Raw genomic sequence first — 22,626 nt, forward strand, 5'->3', positions numbered from 1 at the left:
AAGGCTTCTGTGGCGAGGGAGCTTGCTCCCGCTGGGTCGCGAAGCGGCCCCTGAAGTTCATGCGATCTTAAAGATAGAACACAGCGACTGTTTCGGGGCCGCTGCGCAGCCCAGCGGGAGCAAGCTCCCTCGCCACACGTTAAGGGCGGGGTGCGTAGGCAAATACGTCAGCACGCATCTGGTGTGCATCCATGCCGGCCTCGACCAGCGCATCCAGAGTGCCGTAGATCATCGCCGGTGAACCGCTGGCGTAGACATGCACGGCCTTGAGGTCGCTGATGTCTTCGCACACCGCTTCATGCAACAGCCCGCAGCGCCCTTCCCAGCCACACAGGTCGCTGACCACTTTGTGCAGGAACAGGTTGGGCAGTTGCAGCCACTGGTCCCAGTGCTCGATATCGTAGAAGTCTTCCGGTCGACGTACCCCCCAATACAGATGCACCGGGTGCTTGAAGCCACTGGCGCGACAGTGTTCGATCAGGCTATGCATCTGGGCCATGCCGGTGCCGGCGGCGATCAGCACCAGCGGCCCGTCGGGCAGTTCCGCCAGGTGGGTGTCGCCAAACGGCATTTCGATGCGGGCCATCTGGTTGCGCTGCAACTGCTCCAGCAGGCTGCGGGCGCTGTCTTCCCGGGCCAGCACGTGCAATTCCAGCTCGCGCCCGGCGTGGGGCGCCGAGGCCAGGGAGAACGCCGACTTCTCGCCGTTTTCCCGCTCGATCATCAGGTATTGCCCGGCGTGGTAGCGCACCGCCTTGCCGGCTGGTGCCCGCAGGCGTACGCGCCAGACGTCACCGCCCACTTCAACGCATTCACTCAGTTGGCAAGACAGTTTGCGCACCGGCAATTCTCCCGGCGCCAGCACGCCATCCCACAACACAATGCAATCTTCCAGCGGTTCGGCAATGCAGGTATAGAACTCGCCATGGTCACGCACCTCACCGGCTTGCTGCACCCGGCCTTCCACCAGCAGCGCCGCGCACACGTGGCACACGCCATTGCGGCAGGCCTGGGGGCAATCGTAGCCCAGGCGGCGCGCGCCCTCGAGGATCCGCTCGCCGGGCGTCAGTTCAAGTACCGCACCGGAAGGCTGCAGGGTTACACGCATCAATCTATTCCTAATTCTTTCCAGAGCGCATCGACACGGGCAGTGACCGCTTCGTCCTTGACGATCACGCGGCCCCATTCGCGGGTGGTTTCACCCGGCCATTTATGGGTGGCGTCCAGGCCCATTTTCGAGCCGAGGCCCGATACCGGGGAAGCAAAGTCGAGGTAGTCGATCGGCGTATTGTCGATCATCACCGTGTCGCGCTTGGGGTCCATGCGCGTGGTGATAGCCCAGATCACGTCGTTCCAGTCCCGGGCGTTGATGTCGTCGTCGGTGACAATAACGAACTTGGTGTACATGAACTGTCGCAAAAACGACCACACACCCAGCATTACCCGCTTGGCGTGGCCGGGGTACGACTTCTTCATCGTCACGATGGCCATGCGATACGAGCAGCCTTCGGGCGGCAGGTAGAAATCGGTGATTTCCGGAAACTGCTTTTGCAGGATCGGCACAAACACTTCGTTCAACGCCACGCCGAGGATCGCCGGCTCATCCGGCGGGCGGCCGGTGTAGGTGCTGTGGTAGATCGGCTTGACCCGGTGGGTGATGCGCTCGACGGTGAACACCGGGAAGCTGTCGACTTCGTTGTAGTAGCCGGTGTGGTCGCCGTAGGGGCCTTCATCGGCCATCTCGCCCGGGTGAATCACGCCTTCGAGGATGATTTCGGCGGTGGCCGGCACTTGCAGGTCGTTACCGCGGCATTTCACCAGCTCAGTGCGATTGCCGCGCAACAGGCCCGCGAAAGCGTACTCGGACAGGCTGTCGGGCACCGGCGTGACGGCGCCGAGGATGGTCGCCGGGTCGGCGCCCAGGGCCACGGAAACAGGGAATGGCTGGCCGGGGTGCTTTTCGCACCACTCACGGAAATCCAGGGCGCCGCCACGGTGGCTCAGCCAGCGCATGATGACCTTGTTGCGGCCGATCACTTGCTGACGGTAGATGCCGAGGTTCTGGCGGTCCTTGTTCGGGCCCTTGGTGACGGTCAGGCCCCAGGTGATCAGCGGGCCGACGTCGCCAGGCCAGCAGGTCTGCACGGGGAGCATGCCGAGGTCGACATCCTCGCCTTCGATCACCACTTCCTGGCAAACCGCGTCTTTCACGACCTTGGGGGCCATGGCAATGATCTTGCGGAAGATGGGCAGCTTCGACCAGGCGTCCTTCAGACCCTTGGGCGGCTCCGGTTCCTTGAGGAAGGCCAGCAGCTTGCCGATCTCGCGCAGTTCGCTGACCGACTCGGCGCCCATGCCAAACGCCACGCGGTCGGGAGTGCCGAACAGGTTGCCGAGCACCGGGATATCAAAGCCCACCGGGTTTTCGAACAGCAGCGCCGGGCCCTTGTTGCGCAAGGTGCGGTCGCAAATCTCAGTCATCTCCAGGACCGGGGAAATCGGCACCTGGATACGTTTCAACTCTCCGCGCTGCTCAAGTTGCTGCACGAAATCCCGAAGATCCTTGAATTTCATTAACCATGCCACCCGTAAAATAGGCGTACATCCTACCTGCTCTTACGGTCGCTGGCAGCTTATTGAGCAGCATTGCCGACGACACAGACTCAAAGAGCCGATGCCTGGGTTTCATCGCGCAAGGCTTTGAACAAGGGTTCAAGAAACGCCTCGACATACCGCGAACCAACCGCCGAGAGGTGATTGTCGTCGGTGTACAGCGACTGACCGTCCAGTTCCACCCGGCACCAGTCATTCGCACTGCATAACTTGGGCGCCGGATCCATTACCTTTACCCCGGGATCAGCCGCCGCCATGCGCTCGAATACGCTGCTGATATAGGCCTGGCGCTGGAGGTGCTCATCCAGGGGCATGCCTTCTTTGTCGGTGGGCCGGCCGAGCATCGCCAGGCGACTCAGGCGGTAAGGCGGACTGAATTCCTGCAGGGGGACTTCCTTGACCAGCCACACCCGATGGCCGCTGGCGCGCAATTGCTGCACAAGGGCGCCGAGACTTTCAGCGAAGCGCCGCTCGGCGAAGGCGCGGTCATAGGTTCCGGTCGCCGGGTCCAGCAACGAAGCCTCGGTATCACCATCGCGCTGCCCATAGACATACAGGCTCCAGCGCGCCACCAGCACCACGTCGCTAAAGGTTTCCTTGCCGAGCAGTTGCGTGACCTGCTGGTTAAAGGTCAAGCAGCCCGGAACGCTTTCCTTGCGATTAAACGGCAGGCAACCGGCATAACCTGCCTGGGTGACGCTGACACCGTACTTGCTGGCGCCGTCTCGCAACGCCGGAACCAGCGCCGTGGCATGGCTATCGCCCCAGACCAGCGCGCGCGTCGGCGCGGACTCAGGCCCGAAATGACAAAATCCATGGTGGCGATTTTTCCCACCATCCACCAGGCAGGCCATAAGGTCCGGGCTCCACTCGCGCGCCTGGGCAAACTGCAGCGCCTCGGGCGACAGGCGCCAAGGCAAGCCCTTCGTCAGGACCAGGCCTTTGCCGAGCAGTCCCACCCCAAGCAGCGCGATACCAGCCGCCACCAGGATTTGCTTGCGCCCTGCCAACAGCCGACGCTCACGGAACGGCGCCTCGACAAACCGCCAGGACGCATAACCCAGCACCAGGCTCAACACAAACAGTGCACCAAGCTCCCACGGACCCAGCCCGTCGACACTGGCGTACTTGCCAAACACGTACACCGGCCAGTGCCACAGGTACCAGGAGTAGGAGATCAGGCCAATCCCCACCAGCAAGCGGCTACCCAGCAGCTTGCTCATCAGGGTAGTTTGCTGGCCGTTGGCCCAAATCAGGCAGACCACGCCCGCCACCGGCAACAGCGCTGCGGCGCCGGGAAACGGCGTGCTCGGGTCATACGCGAAGACCGCCAGCAGGATCAGGCCGAGGCCGGCCAGGCTGACGGCCTGCGCCAACGCCGGGCTGGCGCGGTACTCGCGTACCGGCATTACCGCCAGCATTGCACCCGCCAACAGCTCCCAGGCACGCATCTGCAGCAGGAAAAAGGCTCGTTCCGGAGCGTGGGCCACCGCCCATGTACTCATGCCGAATGACACCAGCAACAACACGAACAGCGCCGTGCGCCAATATTTGAGCCGGCTCGACAGCAGTGTCAGCAGGAGTGGGAAGAGGATGTAGAACTGTTCTTCAACCGACAATGACCAGGTATGCAGCAATGGTTTGATATCGGAGGCCACATCAAAGTAACCGTCCTGACGCATGAAAAACAGGTTGGAGATAAACACCACCTGGTTATGTATCGAGCGCCCCAACTCGCTGTAATCCTTGGGCGCCAGCAGGAACCAGCCCACCACCAGCGCGCCGAGCATCATCACGAACAGTGCCGGCAGGATACGCCGCGCTCGACGGGCCCAGAAGCTGACAAAACTGAAACGGCCGGCCTCACGCTCGCGCCAGATGATCGAGGTGATCAAGTAGCCGGAGATCACGAAAAACACGTCGACGCCGACAAAGCCGCCGGTAAAGCCCGGTACACCAAAATGAAACAGCACAACAGCGAGCACAGCTATGGCACGCAGGCCGTCAATGTCCCTGCGATAAGCGAGAATGGTCATAAAATCTTGTAATTTGCCTGATCGGATGGACAGCGAGTGTAGTCACACACGCGAATTTGTTTCTAAACAGACACACACTAAAGCCAAAACTCCTTTTCCAGAAACAAAAAAAATGGCGCCCCATGGGGCGCCATCCTTTTTGACCGAAGCGTCGTGTTACTTGCGCTTCATCGACAGGAAGAACTCGTCGTTGGTCTTGGTGGTTTTCAGCTTGTCGATCAGGAACTCGATGGCCGCAACTTCGTCCATCGGGTGCAACAGCTTGCGCAGGATCCACATGCGCTGCAGTTCGTCATCGGCGGTCAGCAACTCTTCGCGGCGCGTGCCGGAACGGTTGATGTTGATGGCCGGGAACACCCGCTTCTCGGCGATACGACGGTCCAAAGGCAGTTCCATGTTGCCGGTACCTTTGAACTCTTCGTAGATCACTTCATCCATCTTCGAACCGGTTTCAACCAGTGCGGTGGCGATGATGGTCAGCGAGCCGCCTTCTTCGATGTTCCGCGCAGCGCCGAAGAAACGTTTCGGCTTCTCCAGGGCGTGGGCATCGACACCACCGGTGAGCACCTTGCCGGAGCTTGGGATCACGGTGTTGTAGGCACGGGCCAGACGGGTGATGGAGTCGAGCAGGATCACCACGTCTTTCTTGTGTTCGACCAGGCGCTTGGCCTTCTCGATCACCATTTCGGCAACCTGCACGTGGCGGGTTGGCGGCTCATCGAACGTCGAGGCAACCACTTCGCCGCGCACGGTGCGCTGCATTTCGGTTACTTCTTCCGGACGCTCATCGATAAGCAACACGATCAGGTGAACTTCAGGGTTATTACGGGCGATGTTCGCTGCGATGTTCTGCAGCATGATGGTCTTGCCGGCTTTCGGCGGGGCCACGATCAGGCCGCGCTGGCCTTTGCCGATCGGGGCACACAGGTCGATGACGCGACCGGTCAAGTCTTCGGTGGAACCGTTGCCGGCTTCCATCTTCATGCGCACGGTCGGGAACAGCGGCGTCAGGTTCTCGAAGAGAATCTTGTTTTTCGCGTTCTCGGGACGATCGTAGTTGATCGTGTCGACCTTGAGCAGAGCGAAATAACGCTCGCCTTCCTTTGGAGGGCGGATCTTGCCAACGATGGTGTCACCGGTGCGCAAGTTGAAGCGACGGATCTGGCTCGGCGAGACGTAGATATCGTCTGGGCCGGCGAGATAGGAAGCGTCTGCAGAGCGGAGGAAGCCGAAGCCGTCCTGGAGAATCTCCAGCACGCCATCACCGGAGATTTCCTCGCCGCTTTTCGCGTGCTTTTTCAGCAGGGAGAAAATCACGTCCTGCTTGCGCGAACGGGCCATATTTTCTATGCCCATCTGTTCGGCCAATTCGAGCAGTTCGGTAATCGGCTTTTGCTTGAGTTCAGTCAGATTCATATAGGAATGACGTAATCATTTATGGAGGGGGGGAAATTAAGCTTTTGGCTTAATGAGGCCGCGCCGCAGAGAAGGCGACAGGATCGCGTACTAATCGAAAAGGAGAGCGTCGGCGACGGCTTGCAGGGGGCAGTGGAGAAACCAGTGCGGGGCCGAATGTACCACCTGAGTTTCAGAGCGTCTAGCCCTGTTTCACGAAAAAGCCCCGCAAATTGCGGGGCTTTTTGAGGACGCTTAGATATTGGCGTCGAGGAAAGCTTGCAGCTGGGACTTCGACAGCGCGCCGACCTTGGTGGCCTCGACGTTGCCGTTCTTGAACAGCATCAGGGTCGGGATACCACGCACGCCGTGCTTGGCCGGAGTTTCCTGGTTGTCGTCGATGTTCAGCTTGGCAATGGTCAACTTGCCTTCGTAAGTGGTGGCAATGTCGTCCAGGACCGGAGCGATCATTTTGCAAGGACCGCACCACTCAGCCCAGTAGTCAACCAGCACCGGGCCCTGGGCCTTCAGTACTTCGGCCTCGAAGGTCGCGTCGGTGACGTGCTTGATAAGATCGTTGCTCATGGATGTCTCCGGGTTGTAAGCAAAAAAAACGTTGCCCATCATAGCCGCCCTTCCCGCGTTCAGGAAGCTGCAGCTGATTGACTCTTCCTATGATGGCGCATGAGTTTGGGTATAGCCCAACTCATGGGGTTACGGGAGTGATGAAGGCAATCCCTGTACGCAACGCCGCGTTACGCACATGTTCCTGCATGCTTTTCTGCGCCGCCCCGCTGGCGCGTCGGGCCAGGGCACGGAGGACCTTGCGGTGCTCCTGCCAGGTCTCCATGGCCCGCTCCGGCCGGATGAACGGTAGTTTCTGGCTCTCCAGGAACACCTCGGCACTGGCGCTGAGGATGCTCACCATCGCCTGATTGCCGCTGGCCAGCAGGATGCGCCGGTGGAATTCGAAGTCCAGCCGGGCGGCTGCCTCGAAATCACCGGCCTTCAGCTCCTTGCGCATCGCCTCGACGTTATCTTCCAGGATGTCCAACTCCCCGGTGGTCAGCGTCACCGCCGCCAGCCCCGCCGCAAAACCTTCCAGGGCGTAGCGCAGTTGAAAGATATCCAGCGGCGTCGCCTGCGCCGTAAACGGCCAGGCCAACCCCGGCAGCTCTTCGACTGCTTGCACGAACACGCCTTTGCCCGGCTGCACACTTACCACGCCCAAGGCACTGAGTGACGACAAGGCTTCACGCAAAGAGGCCCGGCTCACGCCCAATTGCAGCGCCAGGTCGCGCTGGGAGGGCAACGCATCACCCGGCCCGAAGCCCTCGTCAGCGATCAATTTGCGGATGGCCTGTAGCGCCACTTCCGGTACGGCTTGGGCGATGGAATTCATAAGAAACTCAGGTTTCCAGTCAACTGAGCGGCTAGTTGTAAAGCTATTCGCAGCGCCCGGCAAGCCACGCCCCAAAGGGGCTCGCGCGGTTTTGACGGCGCTCGAAAAGGGTGCAGAAAACCCAGTAACTGTTCAGACCAGTAAGACCGCCAAGACTCAACAGCCACCGGCTCTGGCGCGAAATACGGCGGTGCTGGCATGGGCTGTGCACTGGCAAAAACCGGAAAATCCTTTCGTCCTTTTCGGAGAGTCGCCATGACCAAGCGTTGCAGCGCCCTGCTCACTGCCCTGTTTGCCAGCCTGATGCTGAGCCAGGCGCCCGCCCAGGCCAACGGTCTGGACGATATCGTCGCCCGTGGCACCCTCAAGGTGGCCGTGCCCCAGGATTTCCCGCCGTTCGGCTCGGTCGGCCCGGACATGAAGCCCCGCGGCCTGGACATCGACACCGCAAAGCTTTTGGCCGACCAGCTCAAGGTCAAGCTTGAACTGACCCCGGTCAACAGCACCAACCGCATCCCGTTCCTCACCACCGGCAAGGTCGACCTGGTGATTTCCAGCCTGGGCAAGAACGCCGAGCGCGAGAAGGTCATCGACTTCTCCAAGGCCTACGCGCCCTTCTACCTCGCCGTATTCGGCCCTCCCGATGCGCCGATCAGCACCGTTGACGACCTCAAGGGCAAAACCATCAGCGTGACCCGTGGCGCCATCGAAGACATCGAGCTGACCGCCGTGGCGCCTAAAGAGGCGACGATCAAGCGCTTTGAAGACAACAACTCGACCATCGCCGCCTACCTCGCCGGCCAGGTGGACCTGATCGCCAGCGGCAACGTGGTGATGGTGGCCATCAGCGAACGCAACCCCAAGCGCGTGCCGGCACTGAAAGTGAAGCTCAAGGACTCGCCGGTGTACGTGGGCGTGAACAAGAACGAGCCGGCGCTGCTGGACAAGGTGAACCAGATCCTGGTCGCGGCCAAGGCCGACGGCAGCCTGGAAAAGAATGCATTGCAGTGGCTCAAAGAGCCGCTGCCGGCTGATCTCTGAGCGCGGTAACGAGGGTTAGCCTATGGCCTATCAATTCGACTTTGTGCCGGTCCTGGCCAATACCGATCTGTTGCTGCGCGGCGCGCTGTTCACACTTGAACTGACCGCCATCGGCGCCGTGCTGGGTGTGGCGCTGGGAATCGTCGGCGCTGTGGTGCGGGCGTGGAAGATCCAGCCGTTCAGTTGGATCTTCGGCGTGTACGTCGAGTTGATCCGCAACACGCCGTTCCTGGTGCAGTTGTTTTTCATCTTCTTCGGCCTGCCGTCCCTCGGCCTGAAAATCACCGAATGGCAGGCGGCAGTGCTGGCGATGGTGATCAACCTGGGGGCGTACTCCACCGAGATCATCCGCGCCGGGATCCAGGCGATCCCCCGCGGGCAACTGGAAGCGGCGGCCGCGCTGGCGATGACACGTTTCGAGGCGTTCCGCCATGTGGTGTTGCTGCCCGCGCTGGGCAAGGTCTGGCCGGCCCTGAGCAGCCAGATCATCATCGTGATGCTCGGCTCGGCGGTCTGCTCGCAGATCGCCACCGAGGAACTGAGCTTTGCCGCCAATTTTATCCAGTCGCGCAACTTCCGCGCCTTTGAAACCTATGCGCTGACAACCCTGGTCTACCTGTGCATGGCGTTGATGATCCGCCAATTGCTGAACTGGATCGGCCGGCGCTATGTCATGAGGAACGCCCGATGAGTGATTTTTCGTTCTGGGACATCGTGCGCAACCTGCTCACCGGTTTGCAGTGGACCTTGCTGCTGTCGCTGGTGGCGTTCATCGGCGGCGGCGTGATCGGCTTGCTGGTGATGACTATGCGCATCAGCACCAAGGCGTTCCCGCGCAATGTCGCCCGCACCTATATCGAGCTGTTCCAGGGCACGCCGCTGTTGATGCAACTGTTCCTGGTGTTCTTCGGCATCGCCTTGCTCGGCGTGGACATTTCGCCCTGGCTGGCGGCGGCGATTGCCTTGACCCTGTTCACCAGCGCCTACCTGGCCGAAATCTGGCGTGGCTGCGTCGACTCCATCGCCCACGGCCAATGGGAGGCGTCCGCGAGCCTGGCCCTGAACCCGCTGGAGCAATTGCGCTACGTGATCCTGCCCCAGGCCCTGCGCATTGCCGTGGCGCCAACCGTGGGTTTCTCGGTGCAAGTGGTCAAGGGCACCGCCGTGACCTCGATCATCGGCTTCACCGAGCTGACCAAGACCGGCGGCATGCTCGCCAACGCTACCTTCGAACCCTTCATGGTCTATGGCCTGGTGGCGCTGGGTTACTTCCTGCTCTGCTACCCCTTGTCCCTCAGTGCGCGCTACCTGGAAAGGAGACTGCATGCCTCTGCTTAGAATTTCCGCCCTGCATAAGTATTACGGCGATCACCACGTACTCAAGGGCATCGACCTGAGTGTCGAAGAAGGCCAGGTGGTGGCGATCATCGGTCGCAGCGGCTCGGGCAAATCCACCCTGCTGCGCACCCTCAATGGCCTGGAGTCGATCAACGACGGCGTGATTGAAGTCGACGGCGAATACCTCGACGCCGCCCGCGCCGACCTGCGCACCCTGCGGCAGAAAGTCGGCATGGTGTTCCAGCAGTTCAACCTGTTCCCACACCTGACGGTGGGCGAAAACGTCATGCTTGCGCCGCAAGTGGTGCAGAAAGTGCCGAAAGCCAAGGCCGCACAATTGGCGCGACAGATGCTTGAGCGCGTTGGGCTGGGGGAGAAGTTCGACGCGTTCCCCGATCGTTTGTCCGGCGGCCAGCAGCAGCGGGTAGCAATCGCCCGGGCTCTGGCGATGTCGCCCAAAGTGCTGCTGTGCGATGAAATCACCTCGGCCCTGGACCCGGAGCTGGTCAACGAAGTGCTCAGCGTAGTGCGCCAACTGGCCAAGGATGGCATGACACTGATCATGGTCACCCATGAGATGCGTTTTGCCCGGGAAGTGGGTGACAAGCTGGTGTTCATGCACCAGGGCAAGGTGCATGAAGTGGGCGACCCGAAAATCCTGTTTGCCAATCCGCAGACCGCCGAGCTGGCCAACTTCATCGGTTCGGTGGAGCGCACGGACTGAGGCATCAGGCCCCGGGCGCCCACTCAAAACCGCCCTGCCCCTCAAATGTCGTTTCATCCCTGACGGCCAGCAAAGCCGCAGGCAGGAAGGTCTCGACGTTGACCAGGGCGGTGAAGCGGCGCCCATGCACCGGCATACCCGCTACGTGTGCAACAAGCCTATGGCCCGGCAGCAATCGTCCGGTCGCCGGCTCTTCAGAAAGGTGCGGCATTACCAGCTCAACGGATTTTCCATCGACTTGAGCGAACTGCAGGCTCAGGGTGAAATGCCCCTGGCGCCCAAACCGAAAGCCCTGCTGGTTGGCGGGTACGCCCGTAAAGCGCAGCGCCATGGATACCGGCACCTCACAGGCCACGCTCAGGCGAAGCGTGCGCTTGCCCAGCGCGATCTGTGGGTGGCCCCGCTCGGCTTGGCGAACCAGACCGTAATCAACCCGGGGCTGGCTCAAGGACACCTGGCAGTTATCTGCCCGCGCCTCATTGGCCAACACCACGACAAACAGCAGCAGGTAAAGGATAAGCCCATGACGCAGGCGTACACCGTCAAAAGGCCCCACCGGCTCAGAGGGTACGGCAGACCGCCGAACCTGTTTCATAGAATTTGTCGTCATTGGATTCTGGCTCAAGGTTCAGTTGCAACAAGCAGGTGCTTGAATCTGGCAAGGAGATGTTCAGCGCTCGCGACTCATCCAGGCTGTTTAGGAAGACCATGCCCTCGCCCACGACGCTGGTCAGGAAAGCATTGTTGCTGTCGAGAACCGAGGCTCCCTGGGGCAAGGGTTGGCCCTGCGCGTCACGGACCTCAAGCAATACACGGCGCACTTTCACTACTTCGAAATCGATCGTGTTGAAAGAACCGCGTCCGGCCGCAAGGACCTTGGTGCCGTTTTTCAGATCGATGCGCTTGGGCAGGGATTGGGTTTGCACCTCGACATTGCTGCTGCGGTAGGCAGGCAGGCTGGCGATCACCGCCTGCCCGCGGTAGTCAGTCCAGACCGGCCCCTGCGGCGTCGAAACCTTGGCTGCCCCGACATTACCCACCGAGACAATTCCAAAAGTGTCCTGGACGGCATAGGGCGAGAACGTCATGCCTCTGTCGTGGGCCACCACGCCGCCCTGCAATTGGCCGGTATACCCGGTGCTCAATGAATCATGTCGCACACCCAACCCTATCTGGGTGTAACGCGGCATGGCATTCACGCGGGCGTGAACAGCCTGTGTACGGCTCGCCTGCTCACGCGCAACCCCCACTTCATAGTTCACATAGTCGTTGACCCGATCGCTGAAGGCGGTCCCAAGATCGAACCTGTCGCCCCGCCGACTGGCATACGAGGTGACGCGGCGATCCCCACCGAACGGCACGGTGACCTGCAACCGAAGCGAAAGCCCCTTATCCGACACATCGCTGCGCTCGTCTCGAACGGTGTTCTTGACCTTGCGCGGTCGAGAGCCGCCCACCCGGGAATCCGCAATCAAAGCCACCTGGGTGCCATTGAACTGCTGGTTCCATGAGGCAAAGACGTGTTCGGCGGAGCGATCATCAAATTGCGAGCTGCGGGAATAACTGACGGAAAAGCCTCCCAGGGACGGGTCGACCCAACTCAAACCTACCGTGTATTGGTCCTTGAAGCGGGCATCCCGCTGGTCACGCCGCGTCGACTGCCCCACTTCCAGTACTTCGCGATAATCCCGCGTCTGGGTAGTGGCACTCGACGTCATTTCAATGCCGGCGAACAGCGGACTTCCCACGGTGACTGAGCTGCGAGCCCCGGTAACTTCGTCCCGGCCATCGCGAGACAGGTTTTGGCGCACGCCAACCGAAAGGTGCTGGAAAAAAACACTGCTCCACACGCCACCCGCCGCCTGGTATTCGTCGGTACTCAACAGGCCGAATCCCAGTGACGAGTTGCGCCCCAATCCCCAGGTCCCACTGCCCATCGCCACGACCGGAGGCTCCCCGGCACCCGGATTTGCCCCGCGCACCTTGCCCAGGGAGAAGTAATAACCGGGCTCTATCGGTACCGCCCCCGCAAAGGACGCGGCAGGGACGGTGAACCCATGCCTGCCACCGCGAGTGCCAATGACACTGACCTCAAGATCGCTGGTGCCATTGAGTATGGGTAATCCGGTCAACGTGAACGGGCCTTCCGGTACCAGTGTGGTATGGATCAACACCCCGGCCTGGCGCACCTCGACCCGGGATGGGCTCTGGGCCAAACCTTCGACCACCACGCTGCTGCCACCCGGACTGCGCGATTGGCCATCCGGCGAGAGCTGGAAACCCGACAGCTGTAACCCACCGAACACCGGGTTGTTGCTGGAAATCTGCCCGACCTGGAAGGTCGACTTCAGGGGCGCGAAATCGCGCTGGGCGTAGGCATTCACATGCTCGCTGCTGCGCTTGCCGTTATCGGAGACGAAGAATTGGCGGCTTCGGACGATCCAGTTGCCGATATTGAATCCCGCCTCGGTGTAGGCCGAAACCGAGCGGGAAGAGCCGCTGTTGAAGCGCTCTTCGAACCCCTGCACATCGTAATTGAACAAGGCTGCCGTGCCGCCCTGGGAGAAACTGCCGACATCCCATTCGGCCTCGCGCATTGACTGAGTAGGCACCACCAGCGATACCTCATCGCTGCCGGGGCGCAACTTGACGATGGTCGCGGGGTAAGCACCGAGAAAGTCATGACACGCCTGATCGGGCGCAATGCCCGGCCGAATAATCGCGGCTGGCAACCGCAACCCGGCCTTGTCCAGCAGGACCGGGGTAAAACACAACTGCCCCTGGTAATCGAAGCGTGCCTCCACCAGGCCCAATGAGGTGCCGTTGACCTGCAGCCCCACCACGTGCACGCCCTCGCGGAATCGCGCAGCACTGCGAAAATAATGGGCAACCTTCGGGTCGATCCCGTTCGCCGACAAGACCGCCAGATCAAAACCCGATCCGAGCTCCAGCGCGTAGGCGGGAAGGCTCCACAGCGTTACCAGGCCGATACAAGTCCGGGAAACCGAGGTTCGAATGGGTCGTAGAGAGAGGCTCCAATCGTTTGCATGGGTAGCATTTCTCATAGACCGCTCAACCCGCCTCGACAACAACGGAGGCTTCGTAGGCGGTTGCCGAATACCCGTAGACCGTCGCGGGTTGAATCTCGACACCGCTGACCTGGGCCACCGCCTCTTCGATGCGGGTCGATAACACTTCGCCAGGCAGGATATAGGTGCGCGGCAATATCGCCGGGTGCCTCGACGGCAGCAGGTGTACCTCCAGCCCCATCCGGACCACGTAGGCACTGTCGTTATGAACCGTCAGCCGATTTCCCCGCAGCTTCCACTTCAGCAACTTCCATGGCTCCTGATGCCGCGGCAAGCCCTGGGGGTGCAGGATCAGCGGTAAGTCCTGTCGAATGGTCACTCCAATGGTCGAGCGCCCTTCGGCGCGCGCCTGCGGAATACCTTCAAAGGTGACGCGCTTCAATCGCTGAGTCTTGAGCGGCTGCTTCAAGGTACTGATAAACCGCACAAGTTGTGTTTCGCCCGGTTCGACACGGGCGATAGGAGGCGTAACGATCAAGAGTGTCTCCGGATCTTCCGGGACGTTTTGAATGACTGTGTGAAGTAAAGCAGGGCCAGCGTCCGTATTTTTTACGTTGATCGTCGCTTCACCGTTCTCTTCATAAAGAATAACAACGGATGTTTCCGGCTCCATCCCATCCGCTCTTACACTGCCAGAAACTAAAAAATAAAGATTCGCACACCAGAACAGAGCATTAACTGCATTTAAAAGACGACTCATCGAACTCTACCCGCAACCAGATAACGCACCGTTGACAATCACGAAATACCTATACGCATATAAAGAGCCAGCACGAAGCCACGCGCGACCGCCTGCTAAATGCTGGCCATGTTTATAGAGTTAGATTCGAGTTACTACCAAAGTAGCAGCTCCATTCAATTGAATATCCCTGCTGAGATCCAGTGCATCGCCGCGATTGATCACAGCCTTGACTACGAGAGTGCCGGTAACGGAAGAGACCGCGGCTGGAGTTGTGTTGTTATTACGGCTCCAGGAGTGCTGGTAAGGAGATTTTTCGACCTTGCCGTCACTGGTGCTCCAGGCACCGCCGGAGCTTGTCCTTCTAAGCGGGTACAGCGTAGCGCCGACAGTGGTCAAGGTGGCGAGCCTGATCGAATAGCCACCGGTATTCCTGGTTCCGACCGCGCCAAGACCAAAGTTGTGGTTGTCGGTGAAGCCGGTTCCCAGGATCCCCCTTACGACACTGTTTGTTTGTGAGTCAGTAACGGACAGTGCCATCTGGGCAGCCGCCGCACCACAGTTGACGTTTAACGGCAGCGACTTTTCCGGCAGAGGATAGAAAGAGGTCAGCGGAATGCTCGACGCATTGATCGTACCGTAATCAACGGTGCCGCCTGTGGCGCCGAGGTTTACCGTGCATGCAGCTGGTTTAATGGTTCCGGTGACTCTCAGGTTCCCGGCACCACTTGTATTTGCTTGAGTACCCATGCTTACCGCCAGGCCAACGACAACTATTGCCAAACCAAATGTTCTGTTCATGTTCATCCTGTCACTGAAGTTCTCAGGTGCATGTGGTTCGCCGGGCTATTCCATGCCCAACTGCTATCAACCTTGATAGGCAAACTACAAATAGTTAACACCACGGCTTAATTGCCGAGTGACAGTCTCTCTCGTAAACACCCGAAGAAAGAATGAGACGACGCCTGAACTAGTGTCAGAGCGGTAAAAAAACAATGTCCCCTTAGATCATCCTTGCAGTAGTCCTGACTTAATTATCGACTGGAACAAATAACCCAGCCATGTAGGCATATTCAGGAAGCCTATTAAAGCTGGAGATTTCCGTTACTCCACTTGCCCTACGGAACAATCGCCAGGCGCATCAAGAATCGCCCTACATATCCTGCAGATTTTCCTCCAAGACACCGATGAGCGAATTCCGGAAGCACTACGCGTTGGCGTCAGCGGTTGATCGTGGCACGATGGCGAGGTTATCGACCGAGACCCCTTAACCATGCCGCAATCCCAAGCCAAGAATCTGTCCCTGATCGCCGCCATCGACCTGGGCTCCAACAGCTTTCACATGGTCGTGGCCAAGGCCCAGAACGGCGAAATCCGCATCCTTGAGCGGCTCGGCGAGAAAGTGCAGCTGGCTGCCGGGATCGACGACGAGCGTCAGCTCAATGAAGAATCCATGCAGCGCGGGCTCGATTGCCTGAAGCGCTTTGCCCAACTGATCAACGGCATGCCCCCGGGCGCCGTGCGGATCGTCGGCACCAACGCCCTGCGCGAAGCCCGCAACCGGGGCGAGTTCATCCGCCGCGCCGAGGAGATCCTCGGGCACCCGGTAGAGGTCATCTCCGGCCGCGAGGAAGCGCGCCTGATCTACCTCGGCGTGTCCCACACCCTGGCCGACACTCCGGGCAAGCGCCTGGTGGCCGACATCGGCGGTGGCAGTACCGAATTCATTATTGGCCAGCGCTTCGAGCCGCTGCTGCGCGAAAGCCTGCAAATGGGCTGCGTCAGCTACACCCAGCGCTATTTCAAGGACGGCAAGATCACCCCGGCCCGCTACGCCCAGGCTTATACGGCGGCGCGGCTGGAGATCATGAGCATCGAGCACGCCCTGCACCGCCTGACCTGGGATGAGGCCATCGGTTCGTCCGGCACCATCCGCGCCATCGGCCTGGCCCTCAAGGCCGGCGGCCATGGCACTGGCGAGGTCAACGCCGAAGGCCTGGCCTGGCTCAAGCGCAAGCTGTTCAAGCTGGGGGATGCCGAGAAGATCGACTTCGAAGGCATCAAGCCTGATCGCCGCACCATTTTCCCGGCGGGCCTGGCGATTCTCGAAGCGATTTTCGACGCCCTTGAACTGCAACGCATGGACCACTGCGATGGCGCCCTGCGTGAAGGGGTGCTCTACGACCTGCTGGGCCGTCATCATCATGAAGACGTCCGTGAGCGCACCCTCAGCTCGTTGATGGAGCGTTACCACGTCGACCTGGAACAGGCGGCGCGGGTTGAACGCAAGGCGCTGCATGCTTTCGACCAGGTCGCAGCGGACTGGGACTTGGAAGACGGCGTGTGGCGTGAACTGCTGGGCTGGGCGGCCAAGGTCCATGAAGTGGGGCTGGACATCGCCCACTACCATTACCACAAGCACGGCGCCTACCTGATCGAGCACTCGGACCTGGCGGGTTTCTCCCGTGAAGACCAGCAGATGCTCGCGCTGCTGGTACGCGGCCACCGCCGCAACATCCCCCGGGACAAGTTTGCCGAGTTCGGTGCCGAGGGCATCAAGCTGATTCGCCTGTGCGCGCTGCTGCGGTTTGCGATCCTGTTCCACCACATCCGTGGTACCCAGGAAATGCCGCAAGTGGTCCTGCGGGCCAATGCCGACAGCCTGGACGTGGTATTCCCGAAGAACTGGCTGGATGAAAACCAGCTGACCCAGGCGGATTTCGCCCAGGAAGCCGAGTGGCTGACGCGGGTTGGGTTCACGCTGAACGTGCGCTGATATGAGTGAGTGACGCGGAGCGTCACAGGATGTATTCCCACGCAGAGCGTGGGAACAATCCAACGCCACAAAACAAATGTGGGAGCGGGCTTGCTCGCGAAGGCGGAGTGTCAGTCAACAGATTCATCGACTGATCCACCGCTTTCGCGAGCAAGCCCGCTCCCACATTTTTGACCGCGTCGGTTTTTAGTTCACCGTCAGAATCGGGCTGCCCAGCTTCTCCAGCAACGTCGCCTGGGCGCTGCGCGGGTTCTGGTTGCCGGTCGGGGTGTTGCGCACGTAGCGCCCGTCCGACTGCAGGCTCCAGCTGTGGGTGTTATCGGTGAGATAACTTTCCAGCTCCTTCTTGACCCGCATGATCAGTTTCTTGCCTTCCACCGGGAAGCAGGTCTCCACACGCTTGTCGAGGTTGCGCTCCATCCAGTCGGCACTGGAGAGGAACATCTGCTCCTCGCCGCCATTGAGGAAGTAGAACACCCGCGTGTGCTCCAGGAAGCGCCCGATGATCGAACGCACGTGGATGTTATGGGATACCCCGGCGATGCCCGGCCGCAGGCAGCACATGCCACGCACCACCAAATCGATACGCACACCCGACTGGCTGGCCTTGTACAGCGCGCGGATGATCTTCGGATCGGTCAGCGAGTTGAACTTGGCGATGATGTGCGCCGGCTTGCCTTCGAGGGCGAACTGGGTCTCGCGGGCAATCATGTCGAGCATGCCCTTCTTCAGGGTGAACGGCGCGTGCAGCAGTTTCTTCATGCGCAAGGTCTTGCCCATGCCGATCAACTGGCTGAACAGCTTGCCGACGTCTTCACACAAGGCGTCGTCGGAGGTCAGGAGGCTGTAGTCGGTGTAGAGCTTGGCGTTGCCGGCGTGGTAGTTGCCGGTGCCCAAGTGGGCGTAGCGCACGATCTCACCGGCTTCGCGGCGCAGGATCAGCATCATCTTGGCGTGGGTCTTGAAGCCGACCACGCCGTAGATCACCACCGCACCGGCCGCCTGCAGGCGGCTGGCCAGTTGCAGGTTGGACTCTTCGTCGAACCGCGCCCGCAGTTCGATCACCGCCGTCACTTCCTTGCCGTTACGCGCGGCGTCTACCAGCGCATCGACGATTTCGGAGTTGGCGCCGGAGCGGTACAGGGTTTGGCGCACAGCCAGCACGTGCGGGTCCTTGGCGGCCTGGCGCAGCAGGTCGACCACCGGGGTGAAGGACTCGAACGGGTGCAGCAGCAGAATGTCCTGCTTGCTCACCACACTGAAGATGTTCTCGCTGTTTTGCAGCAGTTTCGGGATCTGCGGGGTGAACGGCGTGTATTGCAGCTCCGGGTGGCTGTCCAGGCCGGTGATGCTGAACAGGCGCGTCAGGTTCACCGGGCCATTGACCTGGTACAGCTCGGTCTCGCTCAGGTTGAACTGCTTGAGCAGGTAGTCGGACAGGTGTTTCGGGCAGGTGTCCGCCACTTCCAGGCGCACCGCATCACCGTAACGACGGGAGAACAGCTCGCCGCGCAGGGCGCGGGCCAAGTCTTCGACGTCTTCGGAGTCCAGCGCCAGGTCGGCGTTACGGGTCAGGCGGAACTGGTAGCAGCCCTTGACCTTCATGCCCTGGAACAGGTCATCGGCGTGGGCGTGGATCATCGACGAAAGGAATACATAGTTATCGCCAGCGCCCCCCACCTCTTCCGGTACCTTGATGATCCGTGGCAACAGGCGCGGTGCCGGAATGATCGCAAGGCCCGAGTCGCGACCGAAGGCATCGATACCTTCCAGCTCGACGATGAAGTTCAGGCTCTTGTTCACCAGCAGCGGGAACGGGTGCGTCGGGTCGAGGCCGATGGGGGTGATGATCGGCGAGATTTCGTCGCGGAAGTAGCGGCGCACCCAGGTCTTGATCTTGGTGGTCCAATGACGGCGCCGGATGAAGCGCACGTGATGCTTTTCCAGTTCCGGCAGCAGGATGTCATTGAGGATCGCGTATTGGCGGTCCACGTGGCCGTGTACCAGCTCGCTGATGCGGGCCAGGGCCTGATGCGGTTGCAGGCCGTCGGCACCGGCTTGTTCACGGGCGAACGTGATCTGCTTCTTCAGGCCGGCGACACGGATCTCGAAGAACTCGTCCAGGTTGCTGGAGAAGATCAGCAGGAATTTCAGCCGCTCCAGCAACGGATAGGACTCATCCAGTGCCTGTTCCAGCACGCGGATGTTGAATTGCAGTTGTGACAGCTCGCGATGGATGTACAGGCTGCTGTCATCCAGGTTGGTAACCGCAACCACCGGTACCGGCGCGGCAGCGGGCGCTTCGGCCACCACGGCAGGCGGGGCCGGCTCCAGCTCCGGCGGGGTCTCGGTAGCTTGTTCGACCACCGGGTGAGCGTCTTTTACGGCAACTTCTGTGAGTCCTTCGGTATTCATCGAGTGTTCCTGTGAGGGCTAGTGTTGCTCTCTAAGCAATTGGGCAGCGCGGGCGGCGAAGTAAGTCAGGATGCCATCGGCACCCGCGCGTTTAAAGGCAGTCAGGGATTCAAGGATCACCCCTTCACTCAACCAACCATTCTGGATCGCGGCCATGTGCATGGCGTATTCACCGCTGACCTGATAGACAAAGGTCGGCACCTTGAATTCCTCTTTGACCCGATAAAGGATGTCGAGGTACGGCATCCCGGGCTTGACCATCACCATGTCGGCGCCTTCGGCCAGGTCCGCGGCCACTTCGTGCAGGGCTTCGTGGCTGTTGGCCGGGTCCATCTGGTACGAGGCCTTGTTGGCCTTGCCCAGGTTCAGCGCCGAACCCACCGCATCGCGGAACGGGCCGTAATAGGCGCTGGCGTACTTGGCCGAGTAGGCCATGATGCGCACGTTGACGTGGCCGGCCAGCTCCAGGGCTTCGCGAATCGCCTGGATGCGACCGTCCATCATGTCCGAGGGGGCCACCACCTGGGCGCCCGCTGCGGCGTGGGACAAGGCCTGTTTTACCAGCGCATCAACGGTGATGTCGTTCTGAACATAGCCTTCTTCGTCGAGAATGCCATCCTGCCCGTGGGTGGTGAACGGGTCCAGCGCCACATCGGTAATCACCCCCAGCTCCGGAAAGCGTTCGCGCAAGGCGCGGGTGGCGCGCTGGGCGATGCCGTCGGGGTTCCAGGCTTCGGCGGCGTCCAGGGACTTGAGCCCGGACGGCGTGACCGGGAACAGCGCCAGCGCTGGAATCCCCAGTTCAACCCAGCTCGCGGCCTCTTCGAGCAGCAAATCAATGGTCAAGCGCTCCACGCCCGGCATCGACGCCACCGCTTCCCGACGATTTTCACCGTCCAGCACAAACACCGGCAGGATCAGATCATTCACCGTCAGCACGTTTTCACGCACCAGGCGCCGGGAAAAATCATCACGACGGTTGCGACGCAGACGAGTGGCGGGAAACAGGCGGTTGGCGGGGGTAAAGCTCACGGCAGACTCCTGAGCCCGGCTTGACGGGCGAGCGTGACAGTTATAAGCGGCCATTATGACGAAGGAATTACAGTTGTGGTTAGCTCATGCGCCGTAAGGCAACCGACGTGCGACCTGTAGTCGCATTCGTCGTTTATGTAGGAATTGTTCACTTCGTGACACATCTCGATACTTTCATGAATGTTCACGAAGGCGTAGGCTGCGCGTTCATTTCGCCAGCACCCAGACCATGCTTCAACAATTTCTGCATGACTTCGGCTACTTTGCGCTGTTCCTAGGCACCTTCTTCGAAGGCGAAACCATCCTGGTTCTCGCAGGCTTCCTGGCGTTCCGTGGATACATGGATATCAACCTGGTGGTGGTCGTTGCCTTTTTCGGCAGCTACGCCGGCGACCAGTTGTGGTACTTCCTGGGACGCAAGCACGGCCGCAAGCTGTTGGCGCGCAAGCCGCGCTGGCAACTGCTGGGCGACAAGGCCCTGGAGCATATCCGCAAGCACCCGGACATCTGGGTGCTGAGCTTCCGCTTTGTCTACGGTTTGCGCACGGTGATGCCGGTGGCCATTGGTTTGTCGGGCTACCCGCCGGGCCGCTATCTGTTGCTGAACGGGATCGGCGCCGCCGTGTGGGCCGCTGCGCTGGGCGCTGCGGCTTACCATTTCGGCGCGGTACTGGAAGGCATGCTGGGCAGCGTCAAGAAATACGAGCTGTGGGTGCTGGGCGCACTGCTGGTGCTGGGCCTGGGCTTGTGGATCCGCCGGCGCATCAAGAACGCCCGCCTGACCCGCGAAGCCTGTGCCGCTGAGAAGGTTCGCCTGGCGGCAGACACAGCTGCAAAAACCGAAAAGCCTACGACGCCAGTCGAGTAAGCCGGTCTCTGCAACAGTAGAGGCCGATGCCGCTGAGCAAGCTGTAACTGACCAGGCCCAGCCAGCCCAACGCGCTGGCCGGCCACAGCCCCACCAGCGGCGCCAGCCACACCAAAGGCACATTCAGTGCCAGGCGCACCAGCTCAGCCTTCAACGCCCACGGGCGATTCTCCAGCGCCACCCCCAGGGTAAACAACCCCAATGCCATCGCGCTCCAGCCCAACACCAGGGCAGCGGTCGGCAAGCCCTCGCCGAAATTCATCAGGTAGCTGCCAAAACCCACGTACGCGGCAAACTGCAGCGCGATGTAAATCTGTTGGCGCCCATCCAGCGGCACCTCGAACTTGCGGAACTGGCTCAAGTCCGGCTTGGCCATCGGGTACTTTGCCGCCACATCCGCCGGGCGCCAACCGGTGCGCATGAACCAGATCCGCAGCTTGTCCCACCCACTTTCGGTGCGCCGTGCATCACTCCACAGCTGCGCATAAAACTGCAGGTTGGCCCATAGCGGGTTCCAACTGGCCAAGGGCGTGGTCACGCCAAAGATTACCGGCTCGTTATCGTCTTCTTCCTGGAAGGAGCCAAACAGGCGGTCCCAAATAATGAACACCCCGCCGTAGTTGCGATCCATGTAGAGAGCGTTCTGTGCATGGTGGGCCCGATGATTGGATGGCGTGACGAAGAACCACTCGTACCAGCCGAGCTTCGGCACATGCCGCGTATGCACCCAGAATTGATACAACAGGTTGAGGGACGCCACGCTGATAAACACCACCAGCGGCACGCCCAACACGGCCAGCGGCAGGTAAAAGATCCAGCTCAGCAGGAAGCCGGTGCTGGTCTGGCGCAAGGCGGTGCTGAGGTTGTAGTCCTCGCTCTGGTGGTGCACGGAATGCGCGGCCCAGAGGATGTTGCGCTCATGGCCCATGCGATGCAGCCAGTAGTAGCAGAAGTCATAGAACACAAAGGCGAACACCCAGGTCCAGACGCTCTGGGCCGACAGCTCGATGATCGCCAGGTGCTTGAGGGCGAAGGCATAAGTGAGGATGCCCACCCCTTTGGTCAGCAGCCCTGTGGTGGTGGACAGCACGCCGGTGCTGAGGCTGTTGATGGCGTCGGCCACCCGGTAGTTGCGTTGGCCGCGCCGGTAGTCGGCCAGCAGCTCGACCACGATCAAGGCAATGAAAAACGGTACCGCGTAAGGGACGAAGTCCATGG

The 22,626-nt window shown here is 60.7% G+C and carries 19 protein-coding genes; 6 read left to right on the forward strand and 13 right to left on the reverse strand.

All coding sequences use genetic code 11. The features are described from left to right. Nucleotides 1–139 precede the first annotated feature (139 nt). The 6 genes from HX839_RS06325 to HX839_RS06350 all read right to left on the reverse strand — a co-directional run bounded on the left by HX839_RS06325 (nt 140) and on the right by HX839_RS06350 (nt 7,446). Nucleotides 140–1,108, reverse strand: coding sequence for a CDP-6-deoxy-delta-3,4-glucoseen reductase (locus HX839_RS06325; RefSeq protein ID WP_003213981.1), 969 nt, complete (start codon nt 1,106–1,108; stop codon nt 140–142). After that, nucleotides 1,108–2,574 (reverse strand): 4-hydroxy-3-polyprenylbenzoate decarboxylase, encoded by a 1,467-nt coding sequence (gene ubiD / locus HX839_RS06330; RefSeq protein WP_134327510.1) that lies wholly within the window; start codon nt 2,572–2,574, stop codon nt 1,108–1,110. Before ubiD ends, HX839_RS06325 begins: the two co-directional genes overlap by 1 nt. 89 nt (nt 2,575–2,663) lie before the next feature. Continuing rightward, complete coding sequence (locus tag HX839_RS06335; protein ID WP_177066866.1) at nt 2,664–4,649, reverse strand: acyltransferase family protein; 1,986 nt, start codon at nt 4,647–4,649, stop codon at nt 2,664–2,666. Between the two features lie 156 nt (nt 4,650–4,805). Continuing rightward, on the reverse strand, nt 4,806–6,065 hold the full coding sequence (rho, locus tag HX839_RS06340) for a transcription termination factor Rho (RefSeq protein ID WP_008438874.1): 1,260 nt from the start codon (nt 6,063–6,065) through the stop codon (nt 4,806–4,808). A gap of 234 nt (nt 6,066–6,299) precedes the next feature. Beyond that, entirely contained in the window at nt 6,300–6,629 is a 330-nt protein-coding gene (trxA, locus tag HX839_RS06345; protein ID WP_003213989.1) for a thioredoxin TrxA, read from the reverse strand. Nucleotides 6,630–6,750: 121 nt separating this feature from the next. Beyond that, a complete protein-coding gene (locus HX839_RS06350; RefSeq protein WP_008438871.1) occupies nt 6,751–7,446 on the reverse strand; it encodes a FadR/GntR family transcriptional regulator in 696 nt (231 codons plus the stop codon). 255 nt (nt 7,447–7,701) lie between these two features. Between HX839_RS06350 and HX839_RS06355 the strand changes: the two genes are divergently transcribed. The 4 genes from HX839_RS06355 to HX839_RS06370 are packed head-to-tail and all read left to right on the forward strand — an operon-like array spanning nt 7,702 to nt 10,549. Next, a complete protein-coding gene (locus tag HX839_RS06355; RefSeq protein WP_003213993.1) occupies nt 7,702–8,487 on the forward strand; it encodes a transporter substrate-binding domain-containing protein in 786 nt (261 codons plus the stop codon). Between the two features lie 22 nt (nt 8,488–8,509). Next, nucleotides 8,510–9,178 carry an amino acid ABC transporter permease gene (locus HX839_RS06360; protein WP_003213995.1) on the forward strand — a complete coding sequence of 223 codons (669 nt, stop codon included), beginning with the start codon at nt 8,510–8,512 and terminating at the stop codon, nt 9,176–9,178. After that, nucleotides 9,175–9,825: an amino acid ABC transporter permease gene (locus HX839_RS06365; protein ID WP_003213996.1), complete on the forward strand. Its 651-nt coding sequence runs from the start codon at nt 9,175–9,177 to the stop codon at nt 9,823–9,825. The genes HX839_RS06360 and HX839_RS06365 overlap by 4 nt, the downstream gene beginning before the upstream one ends. Further along, a complete protein-coding gene (locus HX839_RS06370) occupies nt 9,812–10,549 on the forward strand; it encodes an amino acid ABC transporter ATP-binding protein (RefSeq protein WP_003213999.1) in 738 nt (245 codons plus the stop codon). Before HX839_RS06365 ends, HX839_RS06370 begins: the two co-directional genes overlap by 14 nt. A gap of 4 nt (nt 10,550–10,553) precedes the next feature. Here HX839_RS06370 and HX839_RS06375 read toward each other — a convergent pair whose 3' ends face one another. The 4 genes from HX839_RS06375 to HX839_RS06390 all read right to left on the reverse strand — a co-directional run bounded on the left by HX839_RS06375 (nt 10,554) and on the right by HX839_RS06390 (nt 15,118). After that, entirely contained in the window at nt 10,554–11,144 is a 591-nt protein-coding gene (locus HX839_RS06375) for a hypothetical protein (RefSeq protein ID WP_177066867.1), read from the reverse strand. Next, a complete protein-coding gene (locus tag HX839_RS06380; protein WP_256344683.1) occupies nt 11,110–13,614 on the reverse strand; it encodes a fimbria/pilus outer membrane usher protein in 2,505 nt (834 codons plus the stop codon). The genes HX839_RS06375 and HX839_RS06380 overlap by 35 nt, the downstream gene beginning before the upstream one ends. Nucleotides 13,615–13,621: 7 nt before the next feature. Then, nucleotides 13,622–14,338: a fimbria/pilus chaperone family protein gene (locus HX839_RS06385; RefSeq protein WP_218173584.1), complete on the reverse strand. Its 717-nt coding sequence runs from the start codon at nt 14,336–14,338 to the stop codon at nt 13,622–13,624. A 120-nt stretch (nt 14,339–14,458) separates the two neighbouring features. Further along, nucleotides 14,459–15,118 (reverse strand): DUF1120 domain-containing protein, encoded by a 660-nt coding sequence (locus tag HX839_RS06390; RefSeq protein WP_008438866.1) that lies wholly within the window; start codon nt 15,116–15,118, stop codon nt 14,459–14,461. 472 nt (nt 15,119–15,590) lie between these two features. Between HX839_RS06390 and ppx the strand changes: the two genes are divergently transcribed. Next, the gene (gene ppx, locus HX839_RS06395; RefSeq protein ID WP_003214007.1) at nt 15,591–17,093 is read left to right on the forward strand and encodes an exopolyphosphatase; all 1,503 of its coding nucleotides are present in this window, start codon (nt 15,591–15,593) and stop codon (nt 17,091–17,093) included. Between the two features lie 186 nt (nt 17,094–17,279). Here the strand turns inward: ppx and ppk1 are convergent, their stop codons facing one another. Together ppk1 and hemB are read right to left on the reverse strand one after the other, a co-directional pair. Further along, nucleotides 17,280–19,508 (reverse strand): polyphosphate kinase 1, encoded by a 2,229-nt coding sequence (gene ppk1, locus HX839_RS06400; protein WP_003214009.1) that lies wholly within the window; start codon nt 19,506–19,508, stop codon nt 17,280–17,282. Nucleotides 19,509–19,526: 18 nt separating this feature from the next. Continuing rightward, nucleotides 19,527–20,540 (reverse strand): porphobilinogen synthase, encoded by a 1,014-nt coding sequence (gene hemB, locus HX839_RS06405; RefSeq protein ID WP_003214011.1) that lies wholly within the window; start codon nt 20,538–20,540, stop codon nt 19,527–19,529. A gap of 229 nt (nt 20,541–20,769) precedes the next feature. On the opposite strand from hemB, the gene HX839_RS06410 reads away from it, so the two are divergent. Beyond that, complete coding sequence (locus tag HX839_RS06410; protein ID WP_177009066.1) at nt 20,770–21,408, forward strand: DedA family protein; 639 nt, start codon at nt 20,770–20,772, stop codon at nt 21,406–21,408. On the opposite strand, the gene HX839_RS06415 is transcribed toward HX839_RS06410, so the two are convergent. Next, entirely contained in the window at nt 21,389–22,624 is a 1,236-nt protein-coding gene (locus tag HX839_RS06415; RefSeq protein ID WP_003214017.1) for a sterol desaturase family protein, read from the reverse strand. The genes HX839_RS06410 and HX839_RS06415 overlap by 20 nt on opposite strands. Nucleotides 22,625–22,626: the final 2 nt, after the last annotated feature.

The organism is Pseudomonas sp. I8001, from assembly GCF_013385345.1.
Taxonomy (GTDB): Bacteria; Pseudomonadota; Gammaproteobacteria; order Pseudomonadales; family Pseudomonadaceae; genus Aquipseudomonas.